The organism is Chitinophaga filiformis (assembly GCF_021646545.1).
GTDB lineage: Bacteria > Bacteroidota > Bacteroidia > Chitinophagales > Chitinophagaceae > Chitinophaga > Chitinophaga filiformis_A.
Genome location: NZ_JAKIRP010000016.1, coordinates 102,531 through 118,174, shown reverse-complemented (window position 1 = coordinate 118,174; position 15,644 = coordinate 102,531). Strand labels below are relative to the sequence as shown.

Genomic DNA, 15,644 nt, shown 5'->3' with positions numbered 1-15,644 from the left:
GGAGATGGGTATAATACGTTCCTGCGTGCTGGCAGGCTTTTTAATGACAGGCAGCCTGGTATCCGCAGCACAGTCTGAGGAAGAACCAACCGTATCATTGATCCGCGGACCATACCTGCAGGCCGGATCTGCACATAGTATGACCATACGCTGGCGTACCAATACTGCTACCAGGAGCAGGGTGCAGTATGGTGAAAAAAAAGAAAGCACAGACCATACTGTCAATGACTCCACACTAACTACAGAGCATATTGTACGACTGGAAGGATTACAGCCACATACCCGTTACTACTATAAAATAGCCGATTTCACCAGCGTATTGCAGGGAGACAGCGCCAATTATTTTTACACGCTGCCCGAACAGGGCAAAGAAGGAATGTACCGCATCGGCGTGTTTGGCGATTGCGGAAATAATTCCGTGAACCAGCGTAATGTGAAACGATCTGTCCTGCAATACCTGGGAGAAAACTATATGGACGCCTGGATACTGCTGGGCGATAATGCCTATAACAGCGGTACAGATGCCGAGTTTCAGGCGAAGTTCTTTAATGTATACAAAGATGACCTGTTAAAGCAATATCCCATGTTCCCGGCGCCGGGCAACCACGACTATAACGACAGGGACTTCCCGGGTGCAGTGGCGCAGGCACAGCGTACACACCAGACAGCCTACTATCAGAACTTTACCATGCCCACAAAGGGTGAATCTGGCGGAGTACCTTCCAATACACAGGCATTCTATTCTTTTGATATCGGGAACATCCATTTTTTATCGCTGGATTCCTACGGAAAAGAAGCCGAGCAATACCGTCTGTATGATACGGCCGGTCCACAGGTGCAGTGGGTAAAGCGTGACCTGGAAGCGAATAAGAATAAGCAATGGGTGATAGCTTACTGGCATCATCCTCCTTATACGATGGGGTCCCACAATTCGGATAAAGAAATGGAGCTGGTACATATCCGTGAGAATTTTATCCGCATACTGGAACGTTATGGCGTAGACATGGTATTATGCGGTCATAGCCACGATTACGAGCGTACCCGCCTGATGAAAGGGCACTACGGCATGGAGGCTACATACAGTGCCGCACAGCATAATTTAAGCCAGTCCTCAGGATTGTATGACGGCAGTGACAATTCCTGTCCATATGTAAAAGATAGCTCCAACCAGGGCACCGTATATGTACTGAGCGGTTCTGCAGGTAAGCTGGGAGGTACACAGCCCGGCTATCCGCACGATGCCATGCAGTATGCCAATGCAACAGATGGCGGCGCTACGCTGCTCGAAGTGCAGGGCAATCGTCTTGACCTGAAATGGATCTGTGCGGATGGTGTGATCAGGGACCATTTCACGGTGATGAAGGAAGTGAACAGACACACTGTATTGCGCGTGAAAGCTAAAAGTAAAGTAACGCTGACCGCTTCCTTCACGGGCAATTACAAGTGGAGCGAAAAGGAGCAGCAGACCAGGAGCATCACGGTTGTGGCCCGCTCAGGTAAAACTGAATACACTGTGCAGGACAACCAGAGTTGTCTGAAAGATACTTTTACGATCATTACCACAAAATAAAACATATGCGTTGGCGAGTGGCGTTCCCCGGTATTTGTGTATTGCTGTTGATAGCAGTAATACTTACATCTCAGGGGGAACGCCATGCCTCTTTATCAGATGGAGTGGTGGCCTATTTTAAAAGGCAGCAACCTGTCTTTGCGCAGAAGACAGTACTGCTTCAGCAGTGTATAGAACAGCTACATGCCGGTGACAGTACCTCTTTATTGGCGGCAAGGCAGGCTCTGCGTGAATGCAGGATCAGTTACAAGTCTATCGCTTTCTTCCTGGAATATTTCTTCGCAAGTGAAGCCTATGTTTTTAATGCGCCGGCCAAATATGAAATAGAAGAGCCTTATATCGAATATGAAGAACCGGTAGGTCTGCAGCAGATAGAGGCCTTGTTGTACGATCCACAGGTATGGCAGCACAGACAGGAACTGGCCGCGCAAGCTGCCGTGCTGGTGCAGACGGCACAAGACCTGAATGCTTTGTTGTACCAGTTCTCTGCTACCAGTCCCCGGGTAATGGAAAGCATACAACAGGAACTGGTAAGGATCATGACCCTGTACATTACAGGATATGACGCACCATTACTAAAAAGCGGTATAGCAGAGGCTGCGGCGGCCATGAAAGCCATTGATACCATCCTGACCCCTTACCAGGATCTGGATAAAAAGGACAGCATCAGATATTACTTACAAGCGGGCATTCGCATGCTGACTATGCAGCCGGATTTTGACTCATTTGACCGGCTGTCTTTTCTGGTAAACTATGCCCTGCCTTTACAACGTTTATTGCTGAATAGCAACTATGATCTCTTTAGTCCTGCAGCACTCAAAACGGATGTTTTCCCGCACAACGGCATAACAGGAGACACTGCGCTTGGCAGACGTTTATTCTTTGAAAAAGCGCTGTCAGGAAATGCGACCCGCAGTTGTGCTACCTGTCATCAGCCGGGACGTTATTTCACAGATGGCCTTGTCAGGAACAGGAGTTTTGTAGATAACAAGGAATTACCACGGCATACGCCGGGCCTTTTATACGCCGGTTACCAGTATTCCCAGTTCTGGGACGGCAGGGTGCAAAGCCTGGAGGAGCAGGTAAAAGCAGTGATGCATAGTCCGCAGGAAATGAATGCCAATGATGACACTGTCCTGCAAAGGTTACGCAACATGCCTGCGTATGGAAGCATTTCCCTGTTGCAGGTACAGGCGGCCCTGGCGGCCTATCTGCGCACGCTGGCGCCTTTCAACTCACCCTTTGATCACTACATGGCAGGCAATAAAAAAGCATTGACAAATGAGCAACGGGAAGGAGGGAACCTGTTCATGGGAAAAGGACTATGCGCTACTTGTCACTTCGCTCCCTTATTCAATGGACTGATACCACCGCTTTATAACAGAACTGAATTTGAAGTATTGGGAGCACCTGCTAATGACGATCTTGCTCACCCGTTGCAGGATGAAGATAGCGGGCGCCTGGCATTCTTTCCCATTGATTTTTACAAAGGCGCTTTCAAAACGCCTACTGTACGAAATGCAGCCGTGACAGCCCCTTACATGCATAATGGCGCTTTTCGCAATATGGAACAAGTGATTGATTTTTATGATAAGGGAGGAGGTAATGGCATCGGATTATCTGTATCGAACCAGACACTATCCGCAGTGCCGCTTCAGCTCACAGCAAATGAAAAGAAAGCGCTGATCGCTTTTATGGAAGCGCTGACAGACAAAGATCGTTGATGCACCAGGGGGTATATGTAGGTGTGATAACACTTATCAGTATAACATGTTAATCTTTGCTAAAACGGTATAGATATGACTTCTCCGGCTATATGAAAACTTTCCGCAGTCTACTTGTTACAGTAAATTTATCTGCGTAGAAATACGTAATACGATTTTGCGTGATAATACGCTGTATCCTGGAAATGCTTACTGGCAAATGGTTTCATTTGGTGAACAGTGTTAGGGAATTATATGATCATATAAGGTTGTATGATAAGGTCATAGCAGCTTTTTGGAAAATTCCTACCTTTAAAGGATGAGTGAGGTTTTGCGGTCTTATATTAATAGCTATGCTTCAACTACCTTAACCGATACCGAGTTCGAGATAGTCATGAAAGCATTTACATTTAAGAGGCTAAGGCGAAAGCAATATCTTTTGCAGGAGGGGGACGTTTGCAAATTTTATGGCTTTATACTTAAGGGAGCAATGCGGCAGTATAGTGTAGATGCCAGGGGAACGGAATATGTCATCAATCTGGGACTGGAAGAATCCTGGGTCGGAGACCGTGAAAGTTTTTTTATGCTGACTCCCAGCCGGTACAACATTGATGCATGGGAAGACACAGAGCTTTTACTGATCACCAATGAAGCTTTTCAGCGCTTATTAGATACCGTACCTGCCGTTGTAACAATGGTGCGGATCATTGACCAGCGTTATCATATAGCCGCACAACGCCGCCTGCACAGCAGTATCGCCTATACAGCCAGAGAGCGGTATGAAGAGCTGGTAAATACGGAACCTGCGCTCATACAGCGCTTCCCGCAACAAATGATTGCTTCTTACCTGGGTATTTCACCTGAGACATTAAGCCGTATCCGCAGGCAAAGCATTGAGAGATGATGCAGCTGTCTAAAGGAAAAATTGCAGCACTGACAATAATGGAGCGCAGTTAAAATGCGGCAGTAATGACCCACTCAAAATAACGATTGCTCTGTTAAATTTCTCGTTTTTAGTTAATGGGAGGTTAACAAAAAAAGAATACGTAAATCCCCACATATTACACCTGTCCGGCAACCATCCCCGATCTTCGGCACCTACCCGCATACGACTCCCCTTCCGCTGCCAAACCATTTTTCCCCTACATTTTAATTATATCTTATTTTATAACACTTTGAAAGATTAACATTTAAGCATAAATTGCCTCCCATTATTATTTTAAATAATAGTATAAAGAACAGAATTGGATGCCAGTCCGCTGATTTAGAGGCGGTTAGTGTTCATCAGTAACAGTATAGTAAATAACAACAAGATCTATGAACAGTTTTTCCTGGAAGAAGATCATCCCGCACGTGATTGCAATTGCCGTCTTTTTGATAGTTGCGCTGGTATATTGCAGCCCGGCACTGGAGGGCAAAGTCTTACAACAGACCGATATTGTACACTGGAAAGGGATGGCGCAGGATGCTTTTAACTATAAGGCGGCGCACGGCCATTTCCCGTTGTGGAATACCCACTTGTTCAGCGGTATGCCCAACTACCAGGTAGCGATGGAATCAAAGTCTATTCTGCCTGATTTTGGCCGTCTCCTGCAGTTTTACCTGCCTAAACCGGCCAGCTACTTTTTTGTGGCCTGTTTATGTTTCTACATTCTGGGAATGGCCTATGGCATAAACGTTTTGGCCGCCGTACTGGGTAGCCTGGGTTTTGCCTATGCAACTTATGACCCCATCATTATATCTGTGGGGCACGAGACTAAAATGCTGGCTATCGCTTATATGCCGGGATTACTCGCCGGACTGGTACTGATCTACAGGAGGAAATATATACTGGGAGTGGCTGTCGCGGCATTGTTTGCCACATTGGAAATAGGTGCAGGCCACCCACAGGTAACCTATTACCTGCTGATCACCCTGGGTATTATGACCATTGGTTATATCATCATGTGGGTGAGGCAGAAAGAGTTCAAACATATGGCCTTCGCCCTGGGACTTGCACTTATCGCCGGACTGATTGGCGTTGCCAACGTGTCTCAGAGCCTGCTCACCACCTATGAGTATTCAAAATACACCATGCGTGGTGGTAAGACAGTTGATCTTTCCGAAGATGGTAAGCTGACACAAACCAAAACCGAAGGTCTGGACGAAAGTTATGCATTCTCGTATAGCCTGGGTATAAGCGAAACATTTGTGCTGATGATGCCCAGCGCCTTTGGCGGTGGTTCCGGTGAACATCTGGGGCCTGAATCCAATGTAGTCTCAGCACTTGTTCAGCAGAATATTCCGGAAGCACAGGCAAGTCAGGTAGCGGCTTCCTTACCTAAATACTGGGGTGGTATTGCACCATTCACTGCGGGTCCTCCATATAGTGGGGCATTAGTCTGCTTTCTGGCTATTATCGGCCTGGTGGTGCTTGCCGGAAATGGCGGCAACAAGGCAGGTCCGATAACCCGCTGGTGGATACTGGCCGCTGCAGTTTTAATGATCTTCATCTCCTGGGGTAGTTATTTCGCCGGATTTAACAGAATACTGTTTGATCATCTGCCACTGTACAATAAGTTCAGGGCTCCTTCCATGGCACTGATCATCCCTCAGTTATTACTGCCCCTGCTGGCTGTATTAACACTGGATAGGATATTCTTTGCCCCTGATGCGAAGGAATACCTGCAGAAGAACTTCAAACAGATCCTGTATGTCAGCGGGGGAGTGATCGTATTTGCTGGTCTGGTATACGTATTCAACGATTATAAGGGTAGTTATGATAGCCAGATCCTGGATGGCTTCACACAACAGGCTAACTCCACTGTGGCCAACAGCATCCTGCAAGGCATGATCGCTGACAGAAAAGCTATGTTTGCCGGTGGTATCGGGCATATATTATGGATCGGCATGCTGGTTATCCTCGGATTATATTGCTATATGAAGAATATTGCAAAACCGATGGTGATCATCTCCGTATTCATACTGGTAAATACAGTAGACCTGCTGGTAGTAGCCAAAAAATATCTCAACAGTGAGAACTACCAGGATGAATCCAGCTATCAGGCCGGCAACTTCGCACCAACGTCTGCCGATCAGCAGATCCTGCAGGATACTGATCCGCATTACAGGGTATTAAACCTGTCTACCGGCGATCCTTTCAATGACGCTGTTACCTCTTATTATCACCGTTCAGTAGGTGGTTACCACGCTGCCAAGCTGCGTACCTACCAGGATATCATCGAAAACCAGTTCGCAAAACCTGGCGGAGGTCTGAACATGGGTGTACTGAATATGCTGGATACCCGTTATGTGATCACCCGTTCACAGGACCAGCAGCAGCCAGTGCCTGTTGTACAGCGTAATCCGGACGCACTGGGAGCGGCCTGGTTTATCAAACATGTCCAATATGTAAATGGTCCGATCGAAGCTATCAAAGCCCTGGATCACCTGAATCCGAAGGATACGGTGATCGTCGATAATGCGTTCAGAGCAAACGCCAGCCAGCCTGTTTTTGACTCTGCTGCCACTATCAAACTGGTAAGCTATGATAACGATGTTATCAAATATGCAACAAGCGCAAATAGTAATCAGTTCGCAGTACTAAGTGAAGTTTATTATCCGGAAGGCTGGAACGCTTATATAGATGGTAAGGAAACCGCTTACGCGAACGTTAACTACATCCTGCGTGGTATTGCAGTACCGGCCGGTCAGCATACCATCGAGTTCAAATTTGAGCCTGCTTCTTATTATACCGGTCAGAAACTGGTATACATCGCAAATATCCTGCTGTGGTTGACAATCGCAGGCAGCATCTTTGTATTGTGGAAACAGAACAGGGCAACAAAGGCATAAACGGAAGAATTTCAATATGCAGGAGGGCGTCTCATATAACGAGACGCCCTCTTCGTTTATAACTATATTTGTAACTACACATTTGAAAAACACCCACCATGGCATCACTCAATTTTTCTGATAATATCACTTTGCAAGACGAAAGAGTATTACTCCGCCCCCTCACATTAGCTGATGATGAATATCTTATCCCCTTTACACAAACGGAACCTGATATCTGGAAATATGCTGCTATACCCCCCAATACCCCCGGTATTATGCGGGAGTACATTCGTGCAGCAGTAGAAGGCCGCAATGATGGAAAGGAGTATCCTTTCATTGTATATGATAAACAACTGCAAAAGTATGCAGGCAGCACACGCTTTTATGATATCCAGCTTGCAAACAGCATGTTGCAGCTGGGATATACCTGGTATGGTAAAGAATTCCAGGGCACGGGACTGAACAAACATTGTAAGTACCTGCTGCTGCAGTATGCCTTCGAGCGTATGGGAATGGAACGTGTGGAATTCAGGGCTACCCAGACAAATGAAAGGAGTCTGGCGGCCATGAAGAGCATCGGATGTACCGTAGAAGGAACCATGCGGAGCTGTGCCGCTAATCCGGATGGCAGCCGGAGAAGCACCGTCATCTTAAGCATTTTAAAAGATGAATGGTTCACCAGTGTAAAAGAGAATCTGCACAAGCGCCTATAATCATGATAAGTTATTATGAAAAAATATCAATTAAAAGTAACTTTGCAAATTATAAACCTGTGAGAGAATATAAGGGCCCGCCCGACCTTTTATATCTGACTGTATAGCAATTGAAACACAACATCCTATGAAATTAAAGGCTGGGTATAACCGGGCGGTAACGCTGTGTACGTTACTTTTTATATCCTTCATTACTGGTATTTTGGTGCCTGCAACCCTCGCAGCCCAGGACATTGGCCTCCGAAATCCTTCGCTGGAAGGAATACCTTCTCAATACAGAGCACCCGGTCAATGGCTGGTTGTTTCATCTACACCAGACATTCAGCCGGGAGTAACAGGCGTGTATAAACCAGCTTCTCATGGCAAAACCTATTCGGCTTTCAGAGGTGGACCACACTGGCTGGAAGCGATTGCCCAGAAACTGAACACTGACCTGCTGCCAGACAAAACTTACAGGGTTTCTTTTGACCTCTATTTTGCCAGGGGATATGATTCCGCCACCTGTTATGGCGCACTGGCTATCTATGGTGCAACAACCCTTACGGATACACTGGAATTGCTATGGCAGTCAGGCGCTTTCTATAACACAGATTGGCAGCGGTTCACCGCCGAATTTACCCCTCATGGTCAATACAGTTACATTGTATTCGGCGGAGACGTACGTGTTGCCTGCGACAATGCCTATGGCATAGCACTGGCGCTGGATAATCTTTCAGATACGCTTCGCGAGGTGCCTCACATAGCATACGATATTGTACCCAGTTGCAAGGGGGTGAGCACAGGTTCCATTAAGATATCAGTAGAAGGAAACTATCCACCGTTTACCTGCGAATGGGAAGAGAATAATATGATCGCCGATGAAAGGGACAAACTAGCTGCAGGGAATTATATTGTAACTATACATGCCCGCAACGGAGTGACCGTACGGGATACAATTACAGTACCCGAAACGGAGTTTGACGGTCATGCAGCCGTTACGCTTGCTGGTTGTACCGGAGAGAACAGAAACAAGATCCATCTCAATACTACCGGCGGAACAGGCCCCTATGAATATTATCTGAACGGGGATAGACAGGCCAAATTATCACCGGAATTTGATAACCTGTATGCAGGCCAATATGATATTATCATCAAAGATGCGAAAGGATGTCTGGATACCGTTTATGACATCACGGTTGAAGACCCGCCATTGTTTACTTTTTTAAGCAGTTCGCTGCAGCAAATGAGTTGTGCCGTGACGAACGATGCCGTACTGACGCTGAGCGCCACGGGAGGGGTAATTCCTTATACCTACAGTATTCCGGGGTTTGTTTCACAACAGGATAGTGTCATCAGGAATCTGAGCGGTGGTAATTATACTTACCATATAACGGATGCGCAGGACTGCGATATTTCCGGTGATGTTGCTGTTGCAGTGGCCTCCAATAAATGTGCAGTGTTTGTGCCGAATGCATTCAGCCCTGACGGCGATGGTGTGAATGATGTGTTCCGGGTAAAAGTGTTTGACAGGATCAGCGATTTCAGGATGTCTGTTTATAATCGCTGGGGACAATTGCTATATGTAAATACAGACGTGAACAACGGTTGGACGGGGGATCTGAAAGGGCAGCCCTTACCTGCAGGCACTTATCTATGGACCATCACTTACCTTGACAATACGCACCAGGCCATACAACAGCAGGGAAGTGTTATCCTGATAAAATAACCGGCAGCCATAAGACTACCGGTTATTGTTAATATTATTCGAGTCCTCTGTGTTGCAGCAGGTACTTTACATCAGGCTCTCTCTTACGGAAAGCGGTATACAATTGCATAGGTTCTTCCGTACCTCCCTTTTCCAGGATATTCTTTCTGAAAGAAGTAGCTGTTGCAGGATCGAAGATATTGCCCGCTTCCTTGAAAGCAGCAAAGGCATCGCTGTCCAGCACCTCTGACCAGATATAGCTGTAATATCCGGCTGAATAGCCGCCTGCAAAAATGTGCTGGAAGTAGGTGCTGCGGTACCTGGGAGCGATCTGCGGGATCAGCCCTATATTTTCCATTTCCTCTTTTTCAAATACCAGCGGCACGATGGTCCTGCCGGGAGCAAGCGTATGATAACTCATATCCAGCAGTGCTGCTGCCAGGTATTCCACTGTAGCAAACCCCTGGTTGAATTTGAGCGCTGCTTTCATCTTTTCCACCATAGCAGCAGGAATGATCTCTCCTGTTTCATAATGCTTTGCATACTGTTCCAGTACTTCCGGCTCAAAAGCCCAGTGTTCCATTACCTGTGATGGCAGTTCAACGAAATCGCGGGGAACAGAAGTGCCGGAAAGCGTTTCATATGTTACATTGGATAACAGCCCATGCAATGCATGTCCCGCTTCATGGAAGAAGGTCTCCGCTTCATCCGGCGTAAGCAGGGCCGGTTGTGTGCTGGTAGGTCTGGAAAAGTTACAGACGATAGAGATGACAGGCGCTACACGTCCGTTCTCATTCAGCGACTGTTTGCGGTAAGAAGTCATCCATGCACCACCGCGTTTGGAGCTGCGGGGATGGAAGTCAAGGTATAACAAACCCACCAACTGGCTGTTCTCATCTTTTACTTCATAAGCAGATACTTCTTCGTGATATACAGGAATATCTTTCAGCGGATGAAAGGTCAGCCCATACAGCTTCTTCGCTACAAAGAAAAGTCCTTCGCGCACATTGTCCAGTTTGAAATAGGGACGTAAGGCTTCAGCATCGTAGTTATATTTTTCTTTTCTTACTTTGTCTGCATAATAGAACCAGTCCCAGGCTTCCAGTTGTTCGCCCTTGCCTTCCCTGTCCATCAGCGCCTGCATTTCTTTTGCCTCCTGTTTCGCTACGGGCAATGCTGCCGTCCACAGCTGTTGCAGCAGCGCATTGGCTTTTGCAGGCGTTTTAGCCATGTTTTCTTCCAGGATCAGGTCTGCATGAGAGGCATATCCCAGCAGGACTGCTTTTTCTGCTCTTAAAGCCGCCAGCTGTGTTACGATCTCTTTATTGTCCCGTTCATCATCATGATTGCAACGGTTGACATAGGCATTGTAGATCTCTTTCCGCAGATGTCGCTGGTCTGCATACTGCAGGAACGGCATTACACTGGCATTATGTAATGTAAAGCGCCAGCCTTCCTTACCCGCTTCCTTTGCCGACAGCGCTGCTGCTTCAACAAGAGAGGCTGGAAGTCCTGCGAGGTCTTTCTGATCGGTAATAAGCAGTTCATAATGATTGGTCTCTGCCAGCAGGTTCTGTCCAAAGCGAACAGTGAGCAGGGAGAGCTGCTTATTGATCTCCCGGAGCCTTTCCTGTTTGGCGGCATCCAGGTTAGCGCCATTACGTACAAAATCTTTATAGACCTTCTCCAGCAGTTTGCTTTGTTCGCCTGTCAGTTCAAGCGCATCCTGTCTTTCGTATAATGCTTTTATCCTGGCAAACAGTGTTGCATTGAGGTAAATATCGTCCGCATGTCTGGCCAGCACCGGCGCTATCTGCCGGGAGATCTCTTCCAGTTCCGGAGAGGTGTTGGCAGAAGTGAGATTGAAAAACACCGTGCTGATATTGCGGAGCAGTTTACCGCTTTTTTCAAGCGCTTCCATTGTATTTGCAAAAGAAGGCGGTGTCTGCAGGTTGGTGATCAGATCAATATTTTTACTGTGTTCCTTCATGCCCGCCTCAAACGCCGGCAGGTAATGTTCATGCGCGATGCTACCAAAGGGAGGAACATCAAAAGGAGTATTGTATGCCTGAAGTAGTGGATTAAGGGTGGTTGTCTGCTCCATGTCTTCGTTGATTAAAAAGTACTCCGGCAAAAATAACTATTCTTATAAATGTCATCGTATTTATTGTATTAATCCATCCGGTTATGTATAAATAGGCTGGATTGTATTATTTTAGTATCTATGCATGCTACTTTTGTATTGTACATTGGCCTCATACTGGTTATCCTCTTACTGGTAATGCTGGCGCAACGGCTGAAGATCTCTTATCCCATCGTGCTGGTACTGGGTGGGCTGGGCATCAGTTTTATTCCCGGCCTGCCGGTTATCTCCATTGATCCGCAGCTTATCTTCCTCATCTTTCTGCCACCTTTGCTATACGAAGCTGCCTGGTATACTTCCTGGAAGGAGTTCTGGAAATGGCGCAGAGTGATCGGTTCCTTCGCTTTTGGCATTGTGTTGCTTACGTCTTGCGTGATAGCAGTCGTGTCTGACCTGCTCATCCCTGGTTTTACACTGGCGCTGGGCTTTCTGCTGGGCGGTATTATCTCTCCGCCCGACGCCGTTTCTGCCACTACGGTGTTGAAAGGTGTGGACGCGCCAAAACGGCTTTCATCGATCATAGAAGGGGAGAGCCTGATGAACGATGCATCGAGCCTGATCGTGTACCGGTTTGCACTGGCAGCAGTCATTACCGGCTCTTTCTCATTCCATGAAGCTGCCCTGAGTTTTGTAATAGTGATTGTAATGGGTATTGCTACCGGTATTGCTGTAGGGTTTGTCTTTTATGCCCTCCACCGCTGGTTGCCTACAACAGCCAGTATGGATACCGTACTGACATTGATCGCCCCATATGTAATGTATATGACGGCAGAGGCTTTCCATTTTTCCGGCGTACTGGCAGTGGTGAGCGGAGGACTTTTTATGACCAACAGGCGTAATTCCATTCTGAGTCACTTAAGCCGTATACAAGGTATCAATGTGTGGGCTACGGTCGGATTTGTACTGAATGGTATCGTATTTATGCTGATAGGTCTTGAATTACCCGTTGTAGTACATCAGCTGGGAGAAAGCTCGCTGAAGGACGCCATCTGGTATGGACTCATCATTTCAGTAGTAGTGATCGTGACCCGCATTCTCAGTACAATGGGCGCTTCCGTATTTACAGTGTTTATCAGCAGGTTCATTAAGACAGCGGATAGTCGCCCGGGATGGCGTATGCCCTTTGTCTTTGGCTGGGCAGGTATGCGTGGTGTGGTATCCCTGGCGGCAGCTTTGTCTATCCCTATGATGGCGGGCGACAAGCCATTCCCTCAACGTAATATGATCCTTTTTATCACCTTCGTAGTGATATTGGTAACGTTGGTCGTCCAGGGACTTACGTTGCCCTGGCTGATCCGCAAAATGAAACTGGAAGAGCCGGATTACCACATGTCAGAGCTTGAACAGGAGATCCTTGTCAGGAAGAAACTGGCGTATGTAGCCCTGGATACGCTCGATAACAGGTTTAAAACTGATGTGGAGGAGAATGGGTTGTTGCGGCAATTAAGATCCAGCCTGGAGAACGAACATACCTTTTTGCAAAGTTATGCAGAGTCACATGGCACAGATGTAAACCGCCGATATGCCGTCAAACGCTACCGGAACGTTTATTTTGAACTGTTGAAGGAGCAACGGAAGATGCTGAAGCAGATCAATAAGAAAGAGGAATTTAATGAGGAGATCATCCGGAAACATTTCTCACAGCTGGACCTTGCAGAAGAGAAGATAAGGTTACAGTTCTGATAAAAGGTAAGAGGGCTGTCGGATTGCAGCAGCTCCCTCTTGCTTAATGATTGCTTCCATGGTATGGGTGTTCGGGTGCAAAATAAAATAATAAAGGGAAACCGCAATTACCATATCAACCGCACCACGGCCAGATCATCTCCCGGCTTCATGCCATATTGGTGTTCCAGGCTTTTTAATTTCATATTCAACATTTCGTCAGTTTCAGAACGCCCCTGATCAATCAGCAGAAAGTGAAGTGGGTCTATTGTATCTGGCGATGGCTGAAGTGTGATAAATGACGTGACACCATCAGTTGCAAGACTTATGTCCTGTAACGCATCGACCGGAATGCACTGCTGCTTTTCATACCATGTATCAAAGTCCTCAGAGAGATGATAACCAAGATAATCCGGCTTGTTTTCCTGATCAAATACTGTTGTGATGCCGTTTACGTTTATCAAGCCATCGCCTACAACAAGTATGGCGCCCTGACCTTGTTTCATGTCGGCAACCAACAGCAGGAGAGTGGTCAGTAATTCATTCCGTTCCAGTTGGAGCTGATTCCGGAGTATATTCAGTTCGTTAAAAAGCTGGCGCATAATATCTTTTAACTGCGCAGCGGGTGACGCCGATGAAGGTGTATAAAAGTCAGCATAACTTTTTGCCTTGACGATCTTCCGTAATATTTTTCCTGTCAGCGTAGAGATGAAGTAGCTATCTGTTCCCATGGTACAGCCATCCATGACTGCACAAACAATTGTATTTGGGTTAATGTTATCAAGAAACAGGTAGTCTTCACAATGATGTAAATGGTATTCCCCTTTTTGGAGTGTGGTATAGCTCTTCATGTTATTGCTCAAAAATAACAAATAGCTGACAATATTCCCCCGCCTCATTCGTCCACCTCTTATATGAACGAAATCAAGGTATACGACGTCCAGGCATTCACCTCCCGGTTTATGCCTTCACGGGAACTGGAGGCCCTGCTGAAGGGCGACCTGACTAAGTTCCTGATATGCAGGGTAGAAGACATGTACCGGCATGTAAAACAAGCAGTCCCCGCTTCCAGGTCGCTGATGCATGCCTGCCTGTACCTCACGGAAGGACTGGCAAGCATGAAGATAGGTAGTGAGATTTATCGTATCCGGAAAGGGGAAATGTTGTTCGTGCCTGCCGGACAGGTCTTCTCTTTTGATGGACAGGACAAGAACAAAGGGTTTTTCTGCAAGTTCCATGACGATATGTTGCTGGGCAAATACGGTAACAGTGAATTACTGAAAGAGTTTGAGTTCCTGAAAGTGTGGGGTAAACCTCATATTGTACTGGATGAAGGAACTTCCACGTTTGTGTTGCACCTCTTTGAGCGGATATTGTGTGAGTATATGGAATTTGGACTGCAGCATATGAACATCTTACAGCCTTACCTGATAGCTTTATTTTGTGAAGTGAGCAGCGTCTACCAGCCAGTATTACCTAACTCGCAGACAAATGCCGTGAGTATCACCAACAAATTCAGAGAGCTGGTTGTCCAGAATATCCGTAACCGGCATATGGTGAGCGACTACGCCGCTATGCTGAATATATCTCCCAGCCATCTTAATAAATCGGTGAAGACGATCACGCAGAAAGCACCTACGAAATGGATTGATGAAGCGATTGTGCAGGAAGCAAAAGTACTACTGAGCCAGTCCGACTTTCCCATCAGTGAAGTGGCTATACAGGTGGGATTTGAAGACCAGTCCTATTTCACCCGGTTGTTTAAACGTTATGAAGGAATGACACCTACAGAGTTCCGGAGAATGATTAAAATGTCCTAAAGTAGACTTTTTATGTCCTAACAGATTTGTTCATTTCGACAGACCTTTGCGGAACAAAAACCAGAGATGTATTTTTCATTGTTACTATTACATTCCTTCTTCAGATGGATGGTCGTATTAAGCCTGTTATATGCCATATACCGCGGTATCAGAGGGTGGATAGGAAAACGTTCCTTTACTATTGCCGACGATAAGGTGAGGCATATAACAGCCACTATCACTCATATACAGCTGGGCCTCGGATATGTGCTGTACTTCAATAGTCCCCTGGTAACATGGTTCAGGGGCCATTACCACGAAGCCATCAAACAGTTTGATTTCCTTTTCTTCGGATTGCTGCATGTCATCCTGATGACGATCGCCGTGATCGTTGTTACTATCGGCTCTTCTTCCGCCAAAAGATCAGTCACTAACCAGGGCAAGTTCCGGATCATGACCATACTGTTTGCCCTGGGCCTGTTAATAATTTTCATTGCCATACCATGGCCCTTTTCGCCACTGGCGCATAGGCCATACATTAGAACATTTTAGAA

The 15,644-nt window shown here is 46.7% G+C and carries 11 protein-coding genes; 9 read left to right on the top strand and 2 right to left on the bottom strand.

Annotated features, from left to right (window positions below):
- Window positions 1-4: 4 nt before the first annotated feature.
- The 6 genes from L3C95_RS28770 (at window position 5) to L3C95_RS28745 (ending at window position 9,507) form a co-directional block, all read left to right on the top strand.
- Window positions 5-1,570 carry a purple acid phosphatase family protein gene (locus L3C95_RS28770; RefSeq protein WP_236393667.1) on the top strand — a complete coding sequence of 522 codons (1,566 nt, stop codon included), beginning with the start codon at window positions 5-7 and terminating at the stop codon, window positions 1,568-1,570.
- Between the two features lie 5 nt (window positions 1,571-1,575).
- Window positions 1,576-3,294: a cytochrome-c peroxidase gene (locus L3C95_RS28765; RefSeq protein ID WP_236393666.1), complete on the top strand. Its 1,719-nt coding sequence runs from the start codon at window positions 1,576-1,578 to the stop codon at window positions 3,292-3,294.
- Window positions 3,295-3,592: 298 nt separating this feature from the next.
- Window positions 3,593-4,177: a Crp/Fnr family transcriptional regulator gene (locus L3C95_RS28760; protein WP_317207722.1), complete on the top strand. Its 585-nt coding sequence runs from the start codon at window positions 3,593-3,595 to the stop codon at window positions 4,175-4,177.
- A 413-nt stretch (window positions 4,178-4,590) separates the two neighbouring features.
- Entirely contained in the window at window positions 4,591-7,107 is a 2,517-nt protein-coding gene (locus L3C95_RS28755) for a YfhO family protein (protein WP_236393665.1), read from the top strand.
- Window positions 7,108-7,205: 98 nt separating this feature from the next.
- Window positions 7,206-7,802 (top strand): GNAT family N-acetyltransferase, encoded by a 597-nt coding sequence (locus L3C95_RS28750; RefSeq protein ID WP_236393664.1) that lies wholly within the window; start codon window positions 7,206-7,208, stop codon window positions 7,800-7,802.
- 127 nt (window positions 7,803-7,929) lie between these two features.
- Window positions 7,930-9,507, top strand: a complete 1,578-nt coding sequence (locus L3C95_RS28745; protein ID WP_236393663.1) for a gliding motility-associated C-terminal domain-containing protein — start codon at window positions 7,930-7,932, stop codon at window positions 9,505-9,507.
- Between the two features lie 34 nt (window positions 9,508-9,541).
- Here L3C95_RS28745 and L3C95_RS28740 read toward each other — a convergent pair whose 3' ends face one another.
- Window positions 9,542-11,590 carry a M3 family metallopeptidase gene (locus L3C95_RS28740; RefSeq protein WP_236393662.1) on the bottom strand — a complete coding sequence of 683 codons (2,049 nt, stop codon included), beginning with the start codon at window positions 11,588-11,590 and terminating at the stop codon, window positions 9,542-9,544.
- Window positions 11,591-11,710: 120 nt separating this feature from the next.
- On the opposite strand from L3C95_RS28740, the gene L3C95_RS28735 reads away from it, so the two are divergent.
- Window positions 11,711-13,312, top strand: coding sequence for a Na+/H+ antiporter (locus tag L3C95_RS28735; protein ID WP_236393661.1), 1,602 nt, complete (start codon window positions 11,711-11,713; stop codon window positions 13,310-13,312).
- A gap of 107 nt (window positions 13,313-13,419) precedes the next feature.
- On the opposite strand, the gene L3C95_RS28730 is transcribed toward L3C95_RS28735, so the two are convergent.
- The gene (locus tag L3C95_RS28730) at window positions 13,420-14,142 is read right to left on the bottom strand and encodes a protein phosphatase 2C domain-containing protein (RefSeq protein ID WP_236393660.1); all 723 of its coding nucleotides are present in this window, start codon (window positions 14,140-14,142) and stop codon (window positions 13,420-13,422) included.
- A gap of 63 nt (window positions 14,143-14,205) precedes the next feature.
- Here L3C95_RS28730 and L3C95_RS28725 point away from each other — a divergent pair, with 63 nt between their 5' ends.
- Both L3C95_RS28725 and L3C95_RS28720 read left to right on the top strand, forming a co-directional pair.
- Window positions 14,206-15,111 carry an AraC family transcriptional regulator gene (locus L3C95_RS28725; protein ID WP_236393659.1) on the top strand — a complete coding sequence of 302 codons (906 nt, stop codon included), beginning with the start codon at window positions 14,206-14,208 and terminating at the stop codon, window positions 15,109-15,111.
- Between the two features lie 66 nt (window positions 15,112-15,177).
- Window positions 15,178-15,642, top strand: coding sequence for a hypothetical protein (locus L3C95_RS28720; RefSeq protein WP_236393658.1), 465 nt, complete (start codon window positions 15,178-15,180; stop codon window positions 15,640-15,642).
- Window positions 15,643-15,644 lie beyond the last annotated feature (2 nt).